This window comes from Virgibacillus sp. LDC-1, from assembly GCF_030137545.1.
In the GTDB taxonomy this organism is placed as follows: domain Bacteria; phylum Bacillota; class Bacilli; order Bacillales; family Amphibacillaceae; genus LDC-1.
Genome location: NZ_JARUVL010000012.1, coordinates 64831 through 87639 on the forward strand (window position 1 = coordinate 64831; position 22809 = coordinate 87639).

At 37.8% G+C, this 22809-nt stretch carries 21 protein-coding genes; 19 read left to right on the top strand and 2 right to left on the bottom strand.

Annotation, left to right across the window (positions count from 1 at the left end; genetic code table 11):
• The first annotated feature begins 22 nt into the window (after window positions 1-22).
• The 4 genes from kynA (at window position 23) to QBK89_RS11215 (ending at window position 4066) form a co-directional block, all read left to right on the top strand.
• On the top strand, window positions 23-877 hold the full coding sequence (kynA, locus tag QBK89_RS11200) for a tryptophan 2,3-dioxygenase (protein ID WP_284141140.1): 855 nt from the start codon (window positions 23-25) through the stop codon (window positions 875-877).
• A gap of 46 nt (window positions 878-923) precedes the next feature.
• Window positions 924-2267 (top strand): sodium-dependent transporter, encoded by a 1344-nt coding sequence (locus QBK89_RS11205; protein WP_284141141.1) that lies wholly within the window; start codon window positions 924-926, stop codon window positions 2265-2267.
• A gap of 13 nt (window positions 2268-2280) precedes the next feature.
• A complete protein-coding gene (gene kynB, locus QBK89_RS11210) occupies window positions 2281-2919 on the top strand; it encodes an arylformamidase (protein ID WP_284141142.1) in 639 nt (212 codons plus the stop codon).
• A 91-nt stretch (window positions 2920-3010) separates the two neighbouring features.
• Window positions 3011-4066, top strand: coding sequence for a M42 family metallopeptidase (locus tag QBK89_RS11215; RefSeq protein ID WP_284141143.1), 1056 nt, complete (start codon window positions 3011-3013; stop codon window positions 4064-4066).
• A 399-nt stretch (window positions 4067-4465) separates the two neighbouring features.
• Here the strand turns inward: QBK89_RS11215 and trhA are convergent, their stop codons facing one another.
• The gene (gene trhA / locus QBK89_RS11220; protein ID WP_284141144.1) at window positions 4466-5113 is read right to left on the bottom strand and encodes a PAQR family membrane homeostasis protein TrhA; all 648 of its coding nucleotides are present in this window, start codon (window positions 5111-5113) and stop codon (window positions 4466-4468) included.
• Between the two features lie 138 nt (window positions 5114-5251).
• Between trhA and QBK89_RS11225 the strand changes: the two genes are divergently transcribed.
• The 6 genes from QBK89_RS11225 to QBK89_RS11250 all read left to right on the top strand — a co-directional run bounded on the left by QBK89_RS11225 (window position 5252) and on the right by QBK89_RS11250 (window position 9553).
• Complete coding sequence (locus QBK89_RS11225) at window positions 5252-5836, top strand: DUF1836 domain-containing protein (protein WP_284141145.1); 585 nt, start codon at window positions 5252-5254, stop codon at window positions 5834-5836.
• Window positions 5837-5991: 155 nt separating this feature from the next.
• Entirely contained in the window at window positions 5992-6339 is a 348-nt protein-coding gene (locus QBK89_RS11230; protein ID WP_284141146.1) for a lmo0954 family membrane protein, read from the top strand.
• Window positions 6340-6353: 14 nt separating this feature from the next.
• Window positions 6354-6995 (top strand): PspA/IM30 family protein, encoded by a 642-nt coding sequence (locus QBK89_RS11235; RefSeq protein ID WP_284141147.1) that lies wholly within the window; start codon window positions 6354-6356, stop codon window positions 6993-6995.
• Window positions 6996-7152: 157 nt separating this feature from the next.
• On the top strand, window positions 7153-7884 hold the full coding sequence (gene liaF, locus QBK89_RS11240) for a cell wall-active antibiotics response protein LiaF (RefSeq protein ID WP_284141148.1): 732 nt from the start codon (window positions 7153-7155) through the stop codon (window positions 7882-7884).
• Window positions 7881-8912 (top strand): sensor histidine kinase, encoded by a 1032-nt coding sequence (locus QBK89_RS11245; RefSeq protein ID WP_284141149.1) that lies wholly within the window; start codon window positions 7881-7883, stop codon window positions 8910-8912. Before liaF ends, QBK89_RS11245 begins: the two co-directional genes overlap by 4 nt.
• Window positions 8913-8914: 2 nt before the next feature.
• The gene (locus QBK89_RS11250; protein WP_284141150.1) at window positions 8915-9553 is read left to right on the top strand and encodes a response regulator; all 639 of its coding nucleotides are present in this window, start codon (window positions 8915-8917) and stop codon (window positions 9551-9553) included.
• Window positions 9554-9656: 103 nt separating this feature from the next.
• Here the strand turns inward: QBK89_RS11250 and QBK89_RS11255 are convergent, their stop codons facing one another.
• Complete coding sequence (locus QBK89_RS11255; protein ID WP_284141151.1) at window positions 9657-10688, bottom strand: FUSC family protein; 1032 nt, start codon at window positions 10686-10688, stop codon at window positions 9657-9659.
• A 348-nt stretch (window positions 10689-11036) separates the two neighbouring features.
• On the opposite strand from QBK89_RS11255, the gene aceB reads away from it, so the two are divergent.
• From aceB to QBK89_RS11300, 9 genes are all read left to right on the top strand, one after another.
• Window positions 11037-12641, top strand: a complete 1605-nt coding sequence (gene aceB / locus QBK89_RS11260) for a malate synthase A (RefSeq protein WP_284141152.1) — start codon at window positions 11037-11039, stop codon at window positions 12639-12641.
• Entirely contained in the window at window positions 12638-13915 is a 1278-nt protein-coding gene (gene aceA, locus QBK89_RS11265) for an isocitrate lyase (protein WP_284141153.1), read from the top strand. Before aceB ends, aceA begins: the two co-directional genes overlap by 4 nt.
• A 370-nt stretch (window positions 13916-14285) precedes the next feature.
• On the top strand, window positions 14286-15452 hold the full coding sequence (locus tag QBK89_RS11270; RefSeq protein WP_284141154.1) for a C40 family peptidase: 1167 nt from the start codon (window positions 14286-14288) through the stop codon (window positions 15450-15452).
• A 193-nt stretch (window positions 15453-15645) separates the two neighbouring features.
• A complete protein-coding gene (locus QBK89_RS11275; RefSeq protein ID WP_284141155.1) occupies window positions 15646-16224 on the top strand; it encodes a nitroreductase family protein in 579 nt (192 codons plus the stop codon).
• Between the two features lie 348 nt (window positions 16225-16572).
• Window positions 16573-18060, top strand: coding sequence for a BCCT family transporter (locus tag QBK89_RS11280; RefSeq protein ID WP_284141156.1), 1488 nt, complete (start codon window positions 16573-16575; stop codon window positions 18058-18060).
• 205 nt (window positions 18061-18265) lie between these two features.
• Window positions 18266-19513, top strand: coding sequence for a DUF58 domain-containing protein (locus QBK89_RS11285; RefSeq protein WP_284141157.1), 1248 nt, complete (start codon window positions 18266-18268; stop codon window positions 19511-19513).
• Entirely contained in the window at window positions 19464-20657 is a 1194-nt protein-coding gene (locus QBK89_RS11290; RefSeq protein WP_284141158.1) for a hypothetical protein, read from the top strand. The genes QBK89_RS11285 and QBK89_RS11290 overlap by 50 nt, the downstream gene beginning before the upstream one ends.
• A 60-nt stretch (window positions 20658-20717) precedes the next feature.
• Complete coding sequence (locus tag QBK89_RS11295; protein WP_284141159.1) at window positions 20718-21656, top strand: AAA family ATPase; 939 nt, start codon at window positions 20718-20720, stop codon at window positions 21654-21656.
• Between the two features lie 94 nt (window positions 21657-21750).
• Complete coding sequence (locus QBK89_RS11300; RefSeq protein ID WP_284141160.1) at window positions 21751-22557, top strand: VLRF1 family aeRF1-type release factor; 807 nt, start codon at window positions 21751-21753, stop codon at window positions 22555-22557.
• Window positions 22558-22809 lie beyond the last annotated feature (252 nt).

Sequence of the window (22809 nt, forward strand, 5' to 3'; positions counted from 1 at the left end):
GAATCGAGGAGTTGATGAGCACATGTCAAAGTCTATTTCTGAGTTATATAAACGACTGGAAAATGAAAAGGGCATTCATACAGACTTTAAAAATGATATGACCTATAGTGATTATTTACATCTTGATGGCATTTTGTCTAGTCAGAAAAGATTGTCTGATCATCATGATGAAATGTTATTTATCATTATTCATCAGGTGAGTGAACTCTGGATGAAGCTTATTATTCATGAGTTACACGCTGCGATTGAGGCGATTAAAAAAGGTGAGATGCAGGCCTCATTTAAGATGCTTGCTCGTGTAACGAAGATTCAATCACAAATCATTCAAGCGTGGGATGTGTTAGCAACCTTAACTCCAGCGGAATATATGGAGTTTCGTGATACGCTTGGCAAAGCATCTGGATTTCAATCTTATCAATATCGATTAATAGAATTTGCCTTAGGCTATAAATCAAGTAAAATACTACAAATCTATAAAAACGACAACAGGGTATACGACGTACTGAAAGTAGCTTTCCATTCTCCAAGCATCTATGATGTTTCAATAGAAGCGTTGCACCAGGCTGGGTTTCCGATTAATGAAGCATTAATTAATCGTGATTATGCAAACGTCTATGAAGGTGATCCTTCTGTGAAGGAGGCATGGAAGCAAGTCTACCAAGACGTGGATACATATTGGGACTTATACCAGTTGGCTGAGAAATTAGTGGATATAGAAGATTGGCTACAGCAATGGCGTTTTAGACATATGAAAACGGTAGAACGAATTATTGGATTTAAAACAGGAACTGGCGGCTCGAGTGGCGTGCATTATTTAAAACAAGTGCTTGATCACCGCTTTTTTCCCGAGCTTTGGGATATTCGAACAACGTTATAGCGACGCGGTTTATTTTTATGGAAGCAAGTGGAAGGAGGGATGACGAATGAAGCATCCGAATAATCAATGGTCCTCCAAGCTAGGATTTATTCTCGCATCTGCCGGGGCGGCTGTAGGACTTGGTGCGATTTGGAAATTTCCTTATGTAACTGGGATGAATGGTGGCGGAGCGTTCTTTTTATTATTTGTTTTGTTTACGGTATTAATCGGATTACCGATGCTAATATCTGAATTTATTATTGGGAGAGGTGCTTCCTTAGAAGCGGTTAGTGCATATAAAAAGCTAGCTCCTAACACAGCATGGGTCTGGATTGGCAGGCTAGGAGTTATAGGTTGTTTTTTGTTACTTTCTTTCTATAGTGTAGTTGGTGGCTGGGTATTCATTTATAGTATTCGTGCGCTTTTTGGGGGCATTATTGCAACGGGTATGGACTTTAGTATGCTGTTTGGAAGCATTATTGGAACACCGTGGATTACAATTGTAGGCTTATTCCTTTTTACTTTGATTAATATTATTGTCGTTTCTTTTGGTGTCAGTGCAGGCATTGAACGGGCAAATAAGTATATGATGCCATTGCTATTCATTTTCTTAATCATTCTCGTTGTTCGTTCCATCACTTTAGAAGGAGCAATGGAGGGAATTGCCTTTTTTCTAACACCTGATTTTTCAGGACTTAACAAAGAAGCGATTTTATATGCGTTAGGTCAATCCTTTTTTTCACTTGCTGTTGGTTTTTCCTGTATGGTAACGTATAGCTCATATTTGAAAAAGGATGTCCGTTTGCCATCTTCTGCTGCGACGGTAGTGAGTATGAATTTACTTGTGTCCCTATTAGCAGGGCTGGCGATATTTCCAGTGGTTTTTGCTTTTGGGTTAGAGCCAACGGAGGGGCCTGGTCTGTTATTTATTGTCTTACCCGCAGTATTTTCACAGTTGCCATTTGGTGAGCTATTTTTAGTATTGTTTTTATGGTTGTTTTTATTTGCTACGTTAACTTCTTCCTTTAGCTTATACGAAATTATTGTCGCAGCATTTACAGCGAACAAGAAACGAACTAGAAAAAAGGTTACATGGCTCCTTGGGGCAATTGTATTTATTGCTGCATTGCCATCCGCGTTATCTTCTAGTCTACTTCATGAAGTATCCATCGTTGGTTTTACTATATTTGATGCAACAGATTTTTTGGTGAGTAATATTTTACTTCCATTTGGTAGCTTGTTAATCGCCATTTTCATTATTCATCGTATGGACCGGGTGCTAGTAGAAAGCGAGTTCCACTTGGGAAGTGCGCCATCAAAAGGTCTGTATCAAGCATGGCGGTTTTTAATGACTTGGATCGTACCACTCACCATTCTGGTTGTGTTTTTTCATACAATTGGACTGTTATAAGGGGGATAAGAACATGAATAAAAATAAATGGATTGATATATCGCAACCACTTACAAATAATATCGCAGTCTGGCCAGGAGATACGCCTTTTACATATGCGCTAAGCTGTACAAAGGAGCAAAGTGGTTCTGTGAATGTCGGAAGCATATCAACGAGTGTTCATACTGGGACACATGTTGATGCTCCGTTTCATTTTAATAACCACGGGGATAAAATACATGAATTAGATATAAATCGCTTTATTGGCAAGGCAAGAGTAATCGATGTACGGGACTGGGATGTAATCGGTCAGGAGGAGCTAGAAAGCTTTGATTTAGCTGGGGTGTCCCGACTCTTATTGCGCATGAAGGAACGAGAAAGCTTTAACGTTTTTCCTGAAGCCTATCCTATTTTACATGAAAATATGGGCCCCTTTTTAAAGGAAAAGCATATACATCTGATTGGAATAGAAGCACCTTCTGTTGATCCGGTGGACAGCAAGGAGTTAACAGCACATCATGCGCTATCTAAGCATGGTGTATCTATTTTAGAAAATCTTGTTTTAACGCATGTTGCTCCAGGTGATTATGAGTTAATCGCTTTGCCGCTTGCTATTTATGGAGGGGATGGAAGTCCAGTGCGAGCAGTTATTCGTCCATTGGAAGAGGAATAGCGTTGCCATGGTATTAAAGCCTTGTTATTGTTGTAATCCACTATTCACGATAAAATAGAAAGAAAGCGTGAAAAGAAAGGGAGTCTGTTTTATGAACTATCCAAATATCGAAGAAACAACACAGCTAATTAAAGAGCTTGTTGCTATACCAAGCCCATCTGGTTATACAGATAACGTCATTGCTTTTGTAGAAAACCATTTGAAGAAGTATCATGTGGCAACAAAGCGGAATCGCAAAGGCGGTCTTATCGCAACGATACCAGGAAAGAGCGATGATCAGCATCGTATGCTGACAGCTCATGTTGATACACTTGGAGCCATGGTGAAGGAAATTAAAAGTAATGGTCGCCTTCGCTTGGACTTAATTGGTGGCTTTAAATACAATTCCATTGAAGGCGAGTATTGCGAGATACATACATCAAGCGGTAAATCTTTTACAGGGACGATATTAATGCATCAAACATCTGTTCATGTGTATAAGGATGCAGGAAAAGCGGAACGTAATCAGGAGAATATGGAGGTTCGTATTGATGCAAAGGTGAATAATGCTGCGGAAGTAAGTGCGCTAGGTATCGAGGTAGGCGATTTTGTTTCTTTTGATCCTCGTGTCCAGCAAACAGCAAACGGTTTTATTAAATCGCGTCATTTAGATGACAAGGCGAGTGTTGCCATCCTGCTTCAGCTTATAAAGCGCATCAAATCAGAAGGCATTACCTTACCATATACCACCCATTTTCTTATTTCAAATAACGAGGAGATTGGTTATGGTGGGAACTCCAATATTACTCCTGAAACCGTAGAGTATTTGGCAGTGGATATGGGGGCAATTGGAGATGGACAATCGACCGATGAATACACCGTTTCAATTTGTGTGAAAGATGCAAGTGGTCCTTATCATTATGGCCTTCGCCAAAAGCTAACGCGGTTAGCAGCAGATAATGACATTGCTTACAAACTAGATATTTATCCATATTACGGATCAGATGCATCTGCGGCCATTCGTAGTGGACATGATATTATTCACGGCTTAGTTGGACCGGGAATTGATTCCTCCCATGCATTTGAACGAACACATGAATCGTCGCTTCAGTGTACAGAGGAGCTTTTGTATCATTATGTACAATCAGAATTAGAACCGATAAAGTAGTTCCATTAAAAAAGGAAGATGAGACAAAACAAGAGCATTAGTATCAATATCCGAACAGTTCCATTTTAGTTTGAAAATGGGTTCGCTTTCCACGGGCACGGCCTCAACTAACACGGAAAAGAAATTTCGCTTTTCCGTGTGGATTTTCGGCTCGTGCTGTTCCCGCAGGACAAGGAATGCTTCGGCAGCGACACATCGCACGCAGAAAAAGTGCTTTTCTTTTTCAAGGAGTCTCACCCTTTTCAACTTCCAATAAATTCATTTAATTGCATTAATTTATTGTAGTCAATAATTTTGTCGGATTTTTGATAGGAAATTGTTTTATCTCTGCCTCACTTTTTATACCATTCAACAAAAGATTTTTTGTTGCAGATCTAGTTTTTAGAAATCAAACTTGATTTACAATACATATCCAAAAATACAGATAAAGTGAAACAGGCTTCCAAGCATAATGAATATATGAAATATCTCATGGAATCCCCAATTCTTGAAGGCAAGAAAGGATGGCTTCAACCAATAGATTAATCCACCAACCGTATAAAAAATACCGCCAGCTATTAGCAAGGAGATACCAGTTCCACCAATAATGGATGCAAGTGGAACACTAAAGAAGATAACAATCCAGCCCATTACAATGTATATCGATGTCGACAGCCATCTTGGGGCATGGAACCAGATTAATTTAAATATAATCCCGAGAACAGCCAATCCTTGAATAACACCGAACAGAATCCAACCAGTAGATCCGTTAAGACTTATTAAACAAATTGGTGTATATGTCCCTGCGATTAATACAAAAATCATGGAGTGATCAATACGGCGAAGCCAGGCAATAACTTTGTCTTTGGCAATGACCATATGATACGTTGCAGATGCGGCATATAACAGGATCATGCTAATTCCAAAAATGCCAACTGCAATAATTGCTAATGTCGATTGTGTGTCGATGCTTGCTTTGATTACCAATGCTAACAGTCCTACAAAGGACAAAATTGCTCCAAATAAATGAGTCAGCCCATTTATAGGTTCTCGAATATGAAATCCCATTATTATCACACCTTACGTTTTGATGTAGTTTCTAATACTACATGTAATGATACACGCATAACGTCATGTAGTCAAGATTTACTTTCGGTGGTTTTTTCTGTATAATAGAGACTATTAATCGTAAGAGAGGGTTACTACATGGACAATTTACAAGAAATAATGGCTTCTCTTAAGTTGGATAATCATTTATCTTTAAAGGATATTCCTGATATTGATTTATATATGGACCAGGTTATTCAATTATTTGAAAAGCAATTTTCTGATTCAAAAAGAAATGAAGAAGAAAAGATATTAACGAAAACGATGATTAATAATTATGCAAAAGGGAAATTATTTATCCCGGTGAAGAACAAAAAGTACTCCAGAGAGCATTTGATCTTAATTAGTCTTATTTATCATATGAAAGGCGCACTGTCTATCGGAGATATTAAACAGTTATTAGAACGGTTAAATGATAAGATAGCCCATGAAGATTTTCAAGCAGATGCCCTCTATGAGAGCTTTTTAGCGCTTTCTGAACAAAATGAGAATCGTGTTTTATCAAATATAACGGACATCACAGATGAAGTGACCAACGAAGTAGAAAAACTAGCTGATACGGATAAGGATTATTTAGAGACATTGTTACTTGCTGTAACTTTTGCAAACATTAGTAGCTTCTATCGGAGAGCAGCGGAAAAGCTCGTTGATGGAATGGTTGCACAAAATGAAAAAGACGACTAAATGCTGTCCACCTGTTAAAAAGGTGTGACAGTATTTTTTTGTGCAATTTTTTCTAAAATACGTCTCAGGTCTTATAAGAAATATGCCTAAGGTGCATTACGCCGTAACAGGCTAGACGATAAGATGGAATTAAGAAAGGAAAGGAGGAACAAACAGTGAAAAAATTCCTATTATTTGTCGGAGGCCTAGTTGCGCTTTTTGTACTGTTAGTAAACCTTGGTCCGATGGTTTTATTAGGACTTGGTATCTGGCTTCTATATGTTATCTTTAAGCAATTCATGAAAAGTCCATCATTTGGAGGAAAGATAGGGTGGACAATTCTTGGGCTTTTTGTACTCGGTATTGCTTTGTCTAACATCTATTCTATTATCGGAATTGCTGCTGCATATGTCTTGTATGTCATTTTCAAACAATGGAAGCAGGATGATTCCGTAGTGATAGATGAAAATAATAATGATCCATTTAAAAACTTTGAACGCCAATGGGCGGAATTAAATCGATAAGGGAGAGGATTTTAATGACGAGTATCTTTACACGGATGAAGGAAAGTATCAACGCGGATTTACATTATTTCTTAGATCAAAAGGAGCAAAAAAATCCAATTGTCGCTCTAAACCAGTATCTACGTCAAAGTGAGCAAGAAAAAGAAAAGGTTCGTAAGCTTATTGAACGTCAATATCGCTTAAAAGAGGAATTTGAAAGAGAATTTTTGAAAGCGCAAGATCATGCAGAAAAACGTGCCAAGCAAGCATCAATCGCAGAAAAAGCCGGGGAGCTGGAAATGCAAGCTTTTGCTGAGAGAGAGCATGCTGAATACCAGGAGCGTGCGGTTCGAATGAAGCAAGCACGTGAGGAAGCAGTGGAACAGCTAGATTTACTTGAACAAAAATATGAAGAAATGAAGCATAAGTTAAAGGATATGCATTTAAAGCGAATGGAGCTAATGGGAAGGGAAAATATCGCGAATGCCAAGCAGCAAATTAACCGTGTGCTAGAAGAAACAACGGATAAGCCTTTTTCACGGTTTGCAGAAATGGAACGGTATATAGAGAATCTGGAATACAAGGTGAACAGCTCCTATTATCGAAGTACATTTGATAGTAAAATTGCAAAGCTAGAACAAGAACTCAAAGAAAATGACAAAAACATAGCACAATAAAGAAAAACCTTAAGTAGCACATTGTAGTTTAGCTATGCGCAATCGACAATTTACTGCCAGTTACATGGGACGTACATGTTGAAATCCAGTAATTCATGCTATACTAAACAGGCGTACATGTACGCCTGTTTAGTTAATTTGAAGGAGGGCTAGTCACGTGTTTCATCGATTATCAACAGATACACTAAATTGGATAATAATCATTGGGATAGCCCTTTTTATTTTAGAATTAGCCTTTTTCCATGGCGGAATGGTGATTCCAGCACTCTTTTCTGCACTTGCCATCTATATTGGACGGAAACACTTATATGAGGTATGGGGCAAGGTTGTGTTTTGGCTTGGTGTTATTGGATTCGTATTTTCGGTACTTAATATGCTGGCTGTAAGATTTTTAATTGTAGCTGGCATTGTTTTGTTCGTAATGGATTATATGAAAACGAAGAAGGAAGCTCAGCAATTACATCCAGATCGGACTATTATTTCTGAACAACAAGAAGAAGAGCTTATTCAAATAAAGCCTCTTTTTAATCATCGATTATTCGGGGAGCAGTCCACAGAAAGCGAAGCATATAAATGGCATGATATGAATATTCACGGCGGCTTTGGTGATCGGATCATTGACTTAAGTAACACGGTTCTTCCAGAGGATACCGCTGTTATTTCTATTCGTCATTTTATTGGAAATCTAGAAATCTATGTTCCATACGAAGTGGAAGTAAGTATCCATCATAGTGCTGTTTTTGGAAGAGCACAAATTCTTGGTCAGCATCATTGGAAATTAATGAATCAATCCGTACTATACCAGACAGAAGCTTATGCTTCGACATATCCTCGTGTGAAAATCGTTACCTCTTTATTTTCAGGAGATATTGAGGTGAGGCGGATATGACTATTTTCATACGACATGTATTCACGTCGGTATTTTTTAGTTTATTACTGATTTTGCTCGTATTTGGTGTTCTAGCGACCGTATTCCCTACAGATAATTGGCAATTTCTCCTTGATAAAACAATAGCAGATGTCCCTATTTTGTATATTATCATTGGTATCCCAATTGTTGCTGGTACGGTTTTCGGTGTGTCGATTGGATGGTATTGGCGCCAACGGACTTTACGAATAGCTCGACAGCTAGATGAGCTTGCAAAAGGACAGCCAGTATCTCGACCAGGAGAACAAGATGGTCAACTTAAAAAAATCGATCAAGCGTTGGAGCGTGTAGAAGAAAAGCTTCGTAATCAAACAGAGCAAGCGCAGCGACAAGCTACTATTGATGCAGTTGAAAGAGAAAAAAGCTTACAAGAAATCGTTGTTCAAGAGCGGAATAGACTTGCAAGAGAGCTTCATGACTCGGTTAGTCAACAGTTGTTCGCGGCTTCGATGATGATGTCAACAATAAACGAAATGAACGCACCAATAGAACCGACAATGCAGCGGCAGCTACATTTGATAGAAAAAGCCATTCATCAATCACAATCGGAAATGCGTGCGTTGTTGCTTCATTTGCGTCCTGTCCCACTAAAAGGAAAGTCGATCCAAGAAGGCATTGAAGAACTGCTTCAAGAGCTTTCTCAAAAGGTTCCGATGTCCATTCACTGGCAAATAGAGGATATGGAGATAGCAAAGGGAATTGAAGATCAATTGTTTCGCATTCTACAGGAAGCAATCTCTAATACATTGCGACATGCGAATGCTACGAAATTAGAAGTCCTTTTCATTGAACGGGATGGAATGGTGATTATGCGTAGTGTTGATAATGGTGTTGGCTTTGATTTGAAAAAGGTAAAGACAAGTTCCTATGGATTAAACAATATGCATGAAAGAGCGCTCCAGGTAGGTGGAATGCTTAAAGTTATTAGCCTTCCAGATGAAGGGACACGACTCGAGGTTAAAATCCCAATCCAAAAAAAGGGTGAATGAAAATGATAAAAATTTTATTTGCCGATGATCATGAAATGGTAAGAATCGGTGTTTCCTCCTATCTTTCAGCACAGAGAGACATGGAGGTAATTGCAGAGGCGGATGACGGGGCTGAAGCAGTACAGCTTGCGCTTCAATTAAAACCGGATATTATTTTGCTTGATCTCGTGATGAAAGAAATGGATGGAATAGAAGCAACAAAAAAAATTATCGAACAATGGCCAGAAGCAAAAATAATCATCGTAACGAGTTTTTTAGATGATGAGAAAGTCTATCCTGCACTTGAGGCAGGAGCTACGAGTTATATGCTCAAAACCTCAAAAGCAAGTGAGATTGCTGCAGCGATCCGAGCAACCTATCAAGGGCAACCGACGCTAGAGCCAGAGGTAACAGGCAAGCTGATGAACCGTATGCGAAAGCAAAGTCCAATGGCATTGCATGAGCAATTGACAGAAAGAGAAAAAGAAGTGTTATTATGGATGGCGCACGGAAAAACGAATCAGGAAATTGCCGATGAGTTATTTATTGCCTTAAAAACGGTTAAGGTTCATGTAAGCAATATATTATCGAAGCTTGAGGTTTCTGACCGTACGCAAGCCGTCATCTATGCATTTAATCACGATCTCGTCCCTCGTAAATAATTTATTCATAGTAAAATAGTATATTTCCGCCTGTAGGCGGTTTTTGTTTTGGTAAAAAAGAGGCCCATCAAGCACTCGCGCTTGGTAGGGCCTCTTTTTCATTTCATGTTTTTTGGTGAGAATCATTTTTATCATAATAGCTACTGACGGCATTAAAAATAGCGAGTAATTCATAAAGAATAATGAGCTCAGGAGGAAAATAGGTTGGATGCTGTGCGTTGTTCTTCGTTATTTCCTCATTATCCTCCCAAAATAACGCGGTAACTTGTTTTAATGTAACCTGATGGTGTAAAGGATCAAATTGGGATGGATTATTTAAACTAGCTACTAACATATCAATGGCATGGAGTAAAAAGGAGCGCTCTTCTTCTGTCCATGAAATAGATTGCATTGGTGTGTTAATTAAATTACTTAAATGGTAATGAATAAGTCGTAAATCCGATAGCTGGAGCTGCGCCTTTTTAAACTTGTCTTTTTCTGTGCCTACTAAAGGATGAAACGTGGCTTCTTCTTTTTGATAACGAATAAAGGAATCGGCTTTTTGAAACGTTTTATTCATTTCCTTTAAGCTTTGCTTAACAATCTGATCATTATCCTCGTTCATTCGTAGAATTTTCGAGAATACACGCTCTATATTTTGCGCAGTTTTCTTTCGAATGGATTGGATGCGTTCTAAAATTTCCTTTGTATAGTCTGGTGGTAAAATAAACATGTTTACACCAGTTGATACAAGTAGTCCAATCGTTGTTGTTGCTAATCGAATAAAGAAGGCAATGAAAAGGTTACTATGAATAACCTCGATCATCGCAACTGCTGTTAATGTTGCAACAAGTAAGCCCGCATGCAATTTTAAACGGTAACAGGTTGCAATGGTAAATACCGCTGCGAGGGTATAGGTAATTGGTGAATTTCCGAAGAGGGAAATGAATAAAACAGCATAGGCGGATCCTATCGCAGATGCGGGAAAACGAATGATCCCCTTTTTGATGGAATCAGAAACAGTGGGTTCTAGTGTAACAATAGCTGTTATTACTGCAAATACTGGTGGCCAATTTAGTAGCTGACAGATCCAAGCCGTTAGGAATACCGCTACACCAGTTTTGACAACTCGTCCACCTGCAAATCGAAAACGCATTTTATCTTTCCTCCAATATGAAATACTATCTCTATTTTTTCAACAAAGAACGTAGATTGCAACTATTGCTTCTATATTTTTAAAAAAGGGGTTGCATTATTGCAATTTTATGCATAAACTGTTTTATAACAATATTAAAATAATTTATCTGTTATATATAAGGAGGTGAATCAATTGCTAATCCAAACGGTTCATTGTGCAGAATGTGGTTGTGTGATGGAGGAAAGAGGGTACATTTTAGTTTGTGCGTATTGCTTAGCAAAATGGAAGGATTAATTTTTTTGGGTTAGTTGTTATATAACATTAATAAAATAAGTTATATTGTTATACATCAAAAGGTGGGGTGTTATGTTATTGGAGAAAAGTTCGTTACAAATAAGGGGAGAAATTTTTTCGCATTGTGAAGCTGTATTAACAGAGGAAGCGAGGGAATTTTTAGTAAAGCTGCATCACCGATTTAATGATCGCAGAAAAAACCTGCTCGCTATTCGAAAACAGATTCAACAAAAAATTAAAGAAGGAAAGCAGTTAGACTTTTTACCAGAAACCAAAAGCATTCGAGAAGGAGATTGGCAAGTTGCTCCACTTCCAAAAGATTTGCAAGATCGGCGGGTAGAAATTACAGGACCTGTTGATCGTAAAATGATAATCAATGCGCTTAATTCTGGGGCAACAGGCTTTATGTCAGATTTTGAAGATGCTACCTCGCCGACTTGGAGAAATATTCTCGAGGGACAGCAAAATTTAATCGATGCTGTCAGAAGGAAAATAGATTTTGTAGGGAGTAATGGAAAGCATTACGCCTTAAATAAAGAAACTGCTGTATTGATGGTAAGACCGAGAGGCTTACATTTAGAGGAAAAGCATCTTTTTGTAGAAGGAAAGGCAATGGCAGCAAGCTTTGTAGATTTTGGTCTGTTCTTTTATCACAATGCACAAGCGTTATGTAAGCAAGGAGCTGGACCATACTTTTATCTTCCTAAGCTAGAGAATCATCTTGAGGCAAGACTCTGGAATGACATTTTTATCTTTGCTCAAAAGGAGTTAGGTTTTCCAGAGGGAACAATAAAGGCAACTGTATTAATTGAAACAATTACTGCAGCATTTGAGATGGATGAGATTTTATATGAGTTAAAGGAGCATGCTGCCGGATTGAATTGTGGCAGATGGGATTATATTTTTAGTGTGATAAAAAAATTCCATGATGATCCTGATTTATTGCTACCTAATCGGGATCAAATCACAATGAATGTACCTTTTATGCGTGCATACACACAGTTGGCAGTAAAAACCTGTCATAAACGAAATGCATCTGCAATAGGTGGAATGGCTGCACAAATTCCTGTTAAAGATGATGAAGTACGAAACAAGGAAGCATTTATGAAAGTGCGATTAGATAAAGAACGTGAAAGAAACGATGGATTCGATGGTACATGGGTTGCGCATCCAGGAATGGTTCAACTAGTAAAAGAAGTTTTTAATGAAGGAATGCCGACTCCTAATCAATTATTTATCAAACGAGAAGACGTAGATGTGGGTGCAACGGACTTACTCCAATTTCCTTCAGGAAGCATTACAGAAGCGGGGTTACGTACAAATATACGAGTTGCGATTGAGTATACTGCGTATTGGCTACAAGGTTATGGTGCAGTACCAATCAATCACTTAATGGAGGATGCTGCTACTGCGGAAATATCAAGAGCTCAAATTTGGCAATGGGTTCGTCATGAAAAAGGAATACTTGAGGATGGCAGAAAAATTACATTGGAACTTGTTTTTGAAATGATGCAAACAGAAGTTCAATCACTATGTAAAAACGAAACTAAATTAGATACACATTTTATAAAAGAAGCAGAGGGAATATGCAGGCAGCTGATCAAGGAGGATAGTTTCACGGAATTTTTAACATTGCCTGCATACGAGCAATTAATTAGAGGGGGAGAGAATGGATGAATGATTTACGTATAGCACAATTAAAACAAAGCTGGCAGAATGACAAAAGATGGGAAGGGATTAAAAGACCGTATACAGCTGAAGAGGTAATAAGACTTAGGGGATCTTTAGATATTGAATATACTCTTGCTAAAAGAGGAGCAGATAAGCTGTGGAATATGCTACAACAGATGGATTATGTTCATGCGCTAGGTGCATTAACTGGGAACCAAGCAGTACAGCAAGTAAAGGCAGGATTAAAAGCTATTTATCTTAGTGGCTGGCAAGTGGCTGCAGATGCAAATTTATCTGGTCATATGTATCCAGACCAAAGTCTCTATCCAGTGAATAGTGTTCCACATGTGGTGAAACGAATCAATCAAGCATTACAACGGGCAGATCAAATTAATTTCGTCGATGACCAAGTTGAAACTGATTGGTTTGCACCAATTATAGCCGACGCAGAAGCTGGATTTGGTGGGCAGTTAAATGTGTTTGAATTAATGAAAGCGATGATTGAATCTGGGGCTGCAGCGGTTCATTTCGAGGATCAGCTGTCATCCGAGAAAAAGTGTGGACATCTTGGCGGCAAGGTGCTACTTCCTACACAATCAGCCGTAAGAAACCTTATTTCTGCGCGTTTAGCGGCAGATGTGATGGGAACACCAACATTAGTAATTGCCCGAACGGATGCTAATGCAGCAGCATTGATTACGAGTGATATGGATCCAGCAGACCACCCGTTTATGACAGGTGAACGAACGACGGAAGGGTTTTATCGAACACAAGCAGGCTTAGAGCAAGCAATTGCTAGAGGATTAGCTTATGCGCCATATGCAGATCTTATTTGGTGTGAAACATCAGAGCCGAATTTACAAGAAGCGGCACAATTTGCGCAGGCCATTCATGCAGAATATCCAAATAAATTACTAGCATATAACTGCTCGCCTTCATTTAATTGGAAACGAAAGCTGGATGAAAAGACGATAGCTGCATTTCAGAAGGAACTAGGGAAACTAGGGTATAAATTTCAATTTGTTACATTAGCAGGATTTCATGCTTTGAATCATAGTATGTTTGAGTTGGCACGCAAGTATAAAGAAGAAGGAATGGCAGCTTATTCGGAGCTGCAGCAAGCTGAATTTGCAAGTGAAAAAGATGGCTATACTGCAACAAGACATCAACAAGAGGTAGGGACAGGATACTTTGATGACGTGGCCCAAATTATATCTGGAGGAACCTCGTCAACAGCAGCATTAGCTGGTTCGACAGAAGAAGAACAATTCACGTATTAAGAACCGAAAAAGTAGAATTCCGAGTTGGAGGGAATTCTACTTTTTCTAGTATATTAGAATGAAACATTCGCTTTATGTCGAATTATTTCCCGAATATTTCATGTTGGCGAATGGAAAGAATGCTGTTAGGATAGAGCATTGGTAGCGTGTCTGAATGAAAATTGCGCAGAAATCATCACTTTTGAAATATAATTGTAACATTATCATAACATAGGTGAAATTTTTAGATGATATACTTCTAATTGCCTAAGTTAATAGATTATAAAAATGAATCACATACTGCCTACATATTTTGATAGATTATAAACAGATACATATATAAACTCTAGCATTTTCAGCAGATGTGACATGGGGAAGCGAGGAAAATAACGTGTTAAAAAAGACAATGATTACGGTTGCTACAATTACTGTAGTAGGATTAGGTAGTGCTTTTTTCACAGATTCGATCCATGCTGAAACGCTACATGATTTAAAAACAAAACAAGAAAAAATACAAGATCAACGTGCAAATATTAAAGCAAATCTATCAAAGGCTGAAGCAGATATTGCGGATATTTTAATTGATTTGGAAAATTTAAACGAAGAAATTTCTCGTACAGATAAAGCGCTTAAAGAAAATGAAAAAGCGATGAAGAAAACGACGGATGATATTGCTGCTACAGAAGCAGAAGTTGCAGAATTAGAAGAAGCGATTGCAAAGCGTTATGAAATATTAAAACAGCGCGCAGTTTCTTACCAAAAAAGCGGTGGTAACATCGGTTATCTAGATGTAATATTCGGTTCTAATAGTTTCGGTGAATTTATTAGTCGTGTATCAGCAGTTACTAAAATTACCGAATCAGATCAGGAATTAATGACACAAATCGAAAAAGATAAAGAAAATGTTGAAAAAAAGCTTTCTAACCTTGAAGATATGAAGGTTGAACTTGAAGGTATGAAAACATTAATTCTTGAGCAGAAAGAACAAAACGAAGTAAAGAAGCAAGAGCTTAAGCAGAAGAAAAAAGATTTACAAGCGAAAAAAGACAAGCTACAGTTAAAAGATAGTAATCTTGCATCATTAGAAGCTCAAGTTCGAAACAGTATTTCTTCAGCTACTGCACCACAAGTAAGTAGCTCACAGAGTGCTGGAGGACAGCTAACAACGCTTGGAAGTAAGAGCCTAGCACCATCTAAAAGCTTTAATTCTGCGATAAGTGCAGGCTATTCTGTACTTGGTACACCGTATGTATGGGCAGGTAAAAGACCTGGTGGATTTGACTGTTCCGGATTCGTATCATGGGCATATAGTAAAGCGGGTGTTTCTATCCCATCAAGTACATCTGCACTATCTGGTGTCGGAAGTAAGGTAACTTCAGGGCCACAGCCAGGTGATCTCGTATTCTTCAACACGTACAAGACGAATGGTCATGTTGGAATCTATATTGGTGGCGGTAAATTTATCGGTGCACAAAATTCCACTGGAGTAGCAGTTGCAGATATGACAAGCGGTTATTGGAAAAGCAAATTTAATGGACATGTACGACGTGTTCGCTAATATATAAATTTAGAGCGCATTGGAAGTTTAACTTCCAGTGTGTTTTTTTGTTGTGGTTAAAAGGAATTTGTTCTAATCTAGAAAAGAAATATAACAAGGTTATTTTATGTAAAAGGATTCTTTTTTGTAACTTTTGAAGGTATAATATAATTTGTAAATTTAAATAAATTACATTTGTGGAGGGAATTTCTTAATGAATATAAATGACTATCGTAAGCCAACTTATGACATTGATCCAATCTACATAAAGCGTTGGTCGCCAAGAGCGTTTCAAGATAAGCAAGTTTCTGATGAGGTACTGTATAGTTTATTTGAAGCAGCACGTTGGGCACCATCAGCTGGAAACGTCCAACCTTGGCGTTTTGTTTTCGCGAAAAAGGATGCAGACAAAGAAAAGTTCTTATCATTTATATATGAATCAAATACAGTATGGTGTAAGCATGCTTCTGTATTAATGGCGGTAATCTCGAAGGAAGAAGCAGAGCTCTTCGGAGGGAAAAATCCTACACATGCATTTGACACAGGAACAGCATGGGGTTTCTTTGCTCTAGAGGCTGCTCGTAAAGGGTTAATCACACATGGTATGGGTGGATTTGATCGTGAGAAAGCAAAGGAAGTTTTAAATATTCCAGCTGGATATACAGTCAATGCAGTTGTAGCAATCGGCTATCAAGGTGAAAAGGATACATTACCTGAGCAATTTCAAGCACGCGAAATTCCTTCGCCCCGTAATGAATTTGACACCTTTGTTTTTGAAGGTTCATTTAAATAATTAACAGCCGTAAAGAGAAGGTGAAGTGCCCACCAATTGTTAGACAGCCTCTAACAATTTGGTGGGCAGTTTTTCTATGGCAAAATTTATTTCCGAAGATAAATTAGAAGCAGTTACTCGTTATCTATTCAAAAACTCAAATCTAACAAAAATCTATACTATTCTACGCATCTCGATTTCTTCTTTTATAAAATTGCTTCCCTTTTTAAATCCACCTTTATAATATAAAAAAACTGCCTAAATATACAAAAAGAGGATTAAGGATTATTTAGGCCGGGTATTGTATAAATACCTCATGTTATCTTCTCTTTAACTCTTTAAATACGCGTTGATTAGAAAGGAATGGCTATGAAGAATCGTGCATATAAAAATCCCGTCTTTATTGTTTCTGCGATAGTAGTATCTATTTTAGTTATTTTAGGTGCAATATTTCCTGTGGGCTTTGGAGCTGTAGCAGAAAAATTGTATAATTTTACATCAAATAGTTTTGGTTGGTTTTATTTATTAGCTGTATTCATTTTTGTTATCTTTTTAATTGGAATTTCGATTAGTAAGTATGGAAAGGTTCGTTTAGGTCCTGTCGATTCAAGACCCGACTATCCATTTTTCACATGGATTGGCATGCTTTTTTCTGCTGGTTTTGGAGTTGGCTTAGTTTTTTGGGGAGTAGCAGAACCAATGAGTCACTATTTTATTACCCCCTTTTCTGATTTAAAAGCACAGACAGAAGAAGCTGCTAGAGTTGCTATGGGTTATGCTTACTTTCATTGGGGAATTAGTCAATGGTCTGTATTTGGAGTCGTTGGTCTTATTATGGCTTTTCTTCAATTTAAAAAAGAAAAGAGTGCACTCGTTTCTAACTCCATTAAACCAATCATGGGAAAAAATAAAGCAGTGAGTAATACGATTGATTCCTTAGCTGTGATCGCTACGGTAATGGGAATTGCTACCTCTCTTGGACTTGGTATTTTACAGATGAATGGTGGGTTAAAAAGTGTTTTTAATATACCGAATTCTGTTTGGGTTCAATTAGCAATTGCTGTCGTCATGCTCATAACCTATTTACTATCTTCCAGTACTGGACTAAATCGAGGAATTAAATGGTTAAGTAATATTAATTTAGGTCTTTGTCTCGTTTTATTAGCGTTCGTATTTTTTGCCGGACCAACTGTATTTATTTTAAATACGCTCGTATTAGGAATTGGTGATTATTTATCTCATTTTATTGAATATAGTCTGCGTTTAACTCCATATGAAGGAGGAACATGGGTACGAGATTGGACTATTTTCTACTGGGCATGGGTAATTGCTTGGTCTCCATTTGTAGGTGCTTTTGTAGCAAGGGTTTCGCGTGGAAGAACGATTCGCGAGTTTATATTTGGAGTATTAGTAGTCCCGCCTGCTATTGCTTGTTTATGGATTGCTGCCTTTGGAGGAACAGCGATTTATAGCGACTTGTTTAAAGGTACAAAAATCGCTGAAGCAGTTAATAGTGATGTTACTGTCGCACTATTTAAGCTTTATGAAACTTTACCATTTTCAAATGTGCTATCTATGCTCTCAATCTTATTAGTGTTCACATTTTTAGTAACGAGTGCTGACTCGGCTACCTATATTCTAGGGAGTATGACTTCAAATGGTAGCTTGAATCCATCATTACCTATTAAAATTATTTGGGGAGTGTTGATGACTGCTATTGCGGTTGTTCTCCTGTTAGCAGGCGGACTGGATGCATTGCAGACAGCTTCGTTAATCGCAGCTCTACCATTTACAATTATTTTGCTTTTGATTGTTGCCTCGTTTATAAAGACGATAAAAACAACGAATAAAAACTAAATGAACATCCATAAAGAAGCGTCTATTTCTGTCCATGAGATAGGCGCTTTTTTATTTGGTTGAACGATCAAGCTTGCATTTAAAAGTGGTAGTTTTTTCAAAATTCAACATGTATAATAGAAAGAACTATTCCATTTTTCTAAATATAAAGTAGATATACTTATACATGCTTTCAGCGTATGCATTATCAGAAGGGGGAGAAGGCTTGGATTGGGAAAGTGTATTTGATGTTGATTATAGTAAAAACAAGGATTTTTTACTAAGCATTAGCCTGTTGATGCTTGTGCTTGGCGTTATTTTTCAGCAATATTGGTTGCTTGCATTAACGGTATTGCTAATTTCGTATATCATCCTAAATAAATGGTACGACAATGTTGTAGCAAAGAAATTAAAATTACAAAACAAGAGGCAAACGATTCGGTTGTTTCCGGATGAGGAAGAAGCAATGTTTATCGTCTTTCGAAATCAATCATTTTTTCCTTATATAAATGGGCGGCTTCGATTTCAAATGCCGGCAAAGATTGATTCGCCCTATAAGGATAAAACAAGCGGACAATTAGCAGACTTTGAATTGCCTTTTTCTATAAAAGGAAATAGTAATCCAGTTGTGCAGCTTCCATTTATAGCGAATCAACGAGGAGTAGCTAAGCTAACGAATATTTCATTTGTCTTTCCACATTTATTTAATTTTGGAAAAGTAAATCTTCAGTATAAGCCATATTTAAATACAGAAATTATTATCTATCCGCGGCTCCTTCCTGTTGCTGGAGCTCCATTAATTGATCAGGTAATCTATGGTTCACATCGAACGCGAATATCTCCTTTTGAAGATGTGCAAACAATTATTGGCACAAGAGCTTACCAACAATCCGATCCATTTCATCGAATAAATTGGAACGCATCGATGAAAACGACACAGCTACAGTCAAATGTATTTGAACCTGTTATTGACCATTCGATTACATTTATTGTTAACTTACATACTTCGCATCACCAGCGGCGTGAAGGTCTCCTCCATATGGAGAGGCTGCTTTCCTATACTGCATTTCTGTGTCATTATGCATTGGAAAAAGGATTTTCTTATGAGCTGTTTATTAATGCTAGAAAGCCTGGTTCTGTTCCGTTCGTTCATACATTAGCAGGAGATGGAAAAAAGCATTATATGCATTGTTTAGAAATGATTGCACGGATTCATAGCCTGCCAATGACTGTTCCTTTTGGTGAAATGCTTTATCATGTGGGACAAGGTAGAGAAAGAAGAAATACGTTAATTATTATCGGTGAGTTAACGGAAAAGAGTCATCGTGTAATAAGGGGCTGGCATCATTTTGGATCCGTTTTACAATTAAAGCTTTTTGATGATGGTGCATCCATTCAACCTTTGGAAAGGGGGAAGACAGCTGTTGCAACTGAAACAACCAATGATAACGAGAGCGTATCACTTTATAAGTGAAATGATCATTATTTTTCTATGCTTCTTACCAATCCTCCATTATGGATATCAATGGATACCATTCTGGTCTTATTTATTCTGTTTAGTTGGCATAATGATCATCTATTCCTTGTATTCCACGTACTTTGATACGTATGCCATATACATAGTGACGACGCCAGTAATCATGCTTTGTTTCTATTTTCTTTCGTATCCATTACTATGGAGTATTGTTTTTCCTATCTTATTTACATGGCGTTTTATAAAGCTTCGAAATGAAGCCTATCTCGAAAATGAGATGCTTTACATAAAGATTATTTTTTGTGAGGCAATTATCTTATTAATGTGGCTACAGTACATGGAAATAGCCATCTTTACTGGACTTACACTTATCCTGTTAGTTAGTGGGTATTGGGGTGGTCATATAAAAGCAGACAGAAGTACAAAGGAACAGCTGTTATCAACAAGGATTGGTTGGTTAATATTACTTATTCTTTCTGTGGTAGGGGGTCTGTTTTTATTTTTATACGGCTTTGGGGTTCCTATCATAGACAAGGCATTGGAAGGCTTCATAATGGTAATCGCTTGGATAGCAAGTATTCCTTTTCGTATTTTAGACGCGTTTGGTATTGAATTAAAACCACTCAAAGAACCAGAAATCCCAATTGAAAGTTCCAATGCTGATCAAATAACAGAAGAAATGATAATGAACGAAAATGCCTCAGACAAAGGTAATTGGCTAGATTTTTTTTATGCAACGTTGCTCGGCTTGATCATTGTATTCCTGCTCTTTAGCGTAGTAAAGGCTGTTCGCAAAAGGTTCAGAAGTGAGCGATTGGCAGCAGAAGGAGGCGTTATCGTAACGTATGAGGCGGAAGCTACTTCTACCAGTGCAAAGAAACGAAATGGGCGCTTGAAAAAGTTATGGGAACAATATCGCATCCATCCGGTAAGAAAAATGATTGTCGATTTTGAACGAAAAGCAATAAACCACCGTCGTGGACGAAAAGCGTATGAAACGCTTGAAGAATGGTTTAATCGGATTGGTGTCTCCATCGATACGGATACTTATCAAAAGGTTCGTTATGGAGAAAAAGATGTAAGCAAAGCGGAAATGACTGCATTGAAAAAACAGCTTATTGACGGAGAAGCGTTATTGAAATAACTGATTTCAATAAGGTATGGACTAAAATAGAAAGTTTCTAAGCTAGAGGAGGAAGAGAATATGGAAGCAATCAAAAAAGCACGAGCTATATTAAATGATGTCATTTTTGGGAAAGAAGAAGTAATTGATTTACTTTATATTGCACTGTTAGCACAGGGGCATGTTTTATTAGAGAGTGTTCCTGGTACTGGAAAAACAAAGCTGGCAAAAAGCTTTGCAAAGGTGATGGATGGGAAATTTGGACGTGTACAATTTACACCAGATGTTTTGCCAAGTGATGTAACTGGGATTCGATTTTTTAATCCGAAAACACAGGAATTTGAATTGCGCGTTGGTCCCATTGCATCTAATGTTCTATTAGCAGACGAAATAAATCGGGCGACGCCAAAAACGCAATCCAGTCTATTAGAAATAATGGAGGAAAATCAAGCCACAATAGATGGAGAGACGATTTCAATACAACGACCGTTTATCGTTATCGCAACCCAAAATCCGGTAGAAAGTAATTATGGTACGTTCCCTTTGCCTGAAGCACAGTTAGACCGATTTTTATTCCAAATTGATTTAGGATATCCAACACTTCAAGATGATAAGCAAATCCTTTCTACATATCGAACGACTGACCCATATGAAACGATTAAAGCTACCTTGTCGTTAGATGATATACGTCATCAACAGGCGCAAATCAAGCATGTGCACGTGTCAGATGCTGTCACTGATTATTTGCTAGCTCTCGTCCACCAATCAAGACAGCATCCTGAGGTAGAACTCGGTGTAAGTCCAAGAGGCATGCTAGCATTAATGCGTGCTGCGCAAGCACGAGCAGCAATCGATAATCGAGATTATATCACGCCCTCAGATGTAAAAATATTAGTTCCTTATGTTTTTCCACACCGTATCATTTTAACAATGGAGGGATCCATTAAGAAAACCCGCATGCAAATTGTTAATGAAATAATCGAAGCAGTTCCTGTTCCGGTAGAGCAGGTGAGTAAGTAGAAATATAATATATAACTAGAACTCCTTCATGTTTATGTCTTTTAAATATCGGATAAACAAAAAAAGACGATAACATTGAAAGGAGCGCAAATACATGGAATGGAATAGTATGCTCGAACGGTTGGAGAAGATTCAACGAAACAGCCCAAGTAAAATATTTACGATGTATTTAAATACGGATCCATCAGATCCCGAACAACAGGGTGGAGAATGGAAGATTCACTTTAAGAATGGTATGCGAAACTTTGAACAGTACTTAGAGAAAGATAACAATAAAGAAGAATTGCAACATTTTCAGCTTGTAAAACAAAAGGTAGAAAAATATATTCGTGAGTATGAGCAGCATTTGATGCGCGGCATCATCTTGTTTGCAACAGCGGATGAGGAAATTTGGTTTGCTGAACGTGTGCAAATAAGACTTGAAACCTCCTTTTCTTGGCAGGAAACACCGGAATTAGGACAATTAAAAGAAATGATGTCACAATATCCAAAAGCAGGAATCGTGTTGGTGCAGCAGGATGAAATTAAAATTATAGATACGTTTTTGAATGAAATAATGGAAAAGATATGGTATCAGTTAGATATTGACACAGATGATTGGCGGGTTAAACAAGGACCAAGAAAAGCCGCTCCGACTTCGGGAGCAGGGTCGAGTAATTTGCAGAAAGAGCAATTTGCTGCAAGATTTAAAGCGAATAAGCAACGCTGGTATAAGCAAATCGCACCGAAGATTGATAAACTGGCAAAGAACCATCACTGGGAGGAAATATATATTCTAGGTGAAGCAGATGAAGCAAATGAAATGAAAGCGCAAATGAATAAAAACGTAACAGCTTTAATTCAAAAAAACATGCTCGATCACGAGGAAACAAAGGTGCTGAAGGAAGTTTACGGTTCTTGAAGCAGAGATTTTTTTATTAGGCGTTGATCCAAAAAGGATTAGCGCTTTTTTGAATGGGAAACGAACTACCACTGTACAATCGATAGTTCGTTCGCTTGATTTAAAATACGAAAAGAGAAAAACAATTTTTGGGAGTGTAAACTGAACTGTGTAAGTAGGAGAGCGTACGGCTCTTGCTTCGCAGTTCAGTTTTTTTATTGTAAGATAAAAATATAGCGATTGGGAGGTTATTCTATTGACCAAGTCAAAGCG

What these genes read in the sequence shown, in the direction of transcription:
- kynA (WP_284141140.1), top strand. Translation starts at nt 23, where the DNA reads ATGTCAAAGTCTATTTCTGAGTTATATAAACGACTGGAAAATGAAAAG.
- QBK89_RS11205 (WP_284141141.1), top strand. Translation starts at nt 924, where the DNA reads ATGAAGCATCCGAATAATCAATGGTCCTCCAAGCTAGGATTTATTCTC.
- kynB (WP_284141142.1), top strand. Translation starts at nt 2,281, where the DNA reads ATGAATAAAAATAAATGGATTGATATATCGCAACCACTTACAAATAAT.
- QBK89_RS11215 (WP_284141143.1), top strand. Translation starts at nt 3,011, where the DNA reads ATGAACTATCCAAATATCGAAGAAACAACACAGCTAATTAAAGAGCTT.
- trhA (WP_284141144.1), bottom strand. Translation starts at nt 5,113, where the DNA reads ATGGGATTTCATATTCGAGAACCTATAAATGGGCTGACTCATTTATTT.
- QBK89_RS11225 (WP_284141145.1), top strand. Translation starts at nt 5,252, where the DNA reads ATGGACAATTTACAAGAAATAATGGCTTCTCTTAAGTTGGATAATCAT.
- QBK89_RS11235 (WP_284141147.1), top strand. Translation starts at nt 6,354, where the DNA reads ATGACGAGTATCTTTACACGGATGAAGGAAAGTATCAACGCGGATTTA.
- QBK89_RS11245 (WP_284141149.1), top strand. Translation starts at nt 7,881, where the DNA reads ATGACTATTTTCATACGACATGTATTCACGTCGGTATTTTTTAGTTTA.
- QBK89_RS11250 (WP_284141150.1), top strand. Translation starts at nt 8,915, where the DNA reads ATGATAAAAATTTTATTTGCCGATGATCATGAAATGGTAAGAATCGGT.
- QBK89_RS11255 (WP_284141151.1), bottom strand. Translation starts at nt 10,688, where the DNA reads ATGCGTTTTCGATTTGCAGGTGGACGAGTTGTCAAAACTGGTGTAGCG.
- aceB (WP_284141152.1), top strand. Translation starts at nt 11,037, where the DNA reads ATGTTATTGGAGAAAAGTTCGTTACAAATAAGGGGAGAAATTTTTTCG.
- aceA (WP_284141153.1), top strand. Translation starts at nt 12,638, where the DNA reads ATGAATGATTTACGTATAGCACAATTAAAACAAAGCTGGCAGAATGAC.
- QBK89_RS11275 (WP_284141155.1), top strand. Translation starts at nt 15,646, where the DNA reads ATGAATATAAATGACTATCGTAAGCCAACTTATGACATTGATCCAATC.
- QBK89_RS11280 (WP_284141156.1), top strand. Translation starts at nt 16,573, where the DNA reads ATGAAGAATCGTGCATATAAAAATCCCGTCTTTATTGTTTCTGCGATA.
- QBK89_RS11295 (WP_284141159.1), top strand. Translation starts at nt 20,718, where the DNA reads ATGGAAGCAATCAAAAAAGCACGAGCTATATTAAATGATGTCATTTTT.
- QBK89_RS11300 (WP_284141160.1), top strand. Translation starts at nt 21,751, where the DNA reads ATGGAATGGAATAGTATGCTCGAACGGTTGGAGAAGATTCAACGAAAC.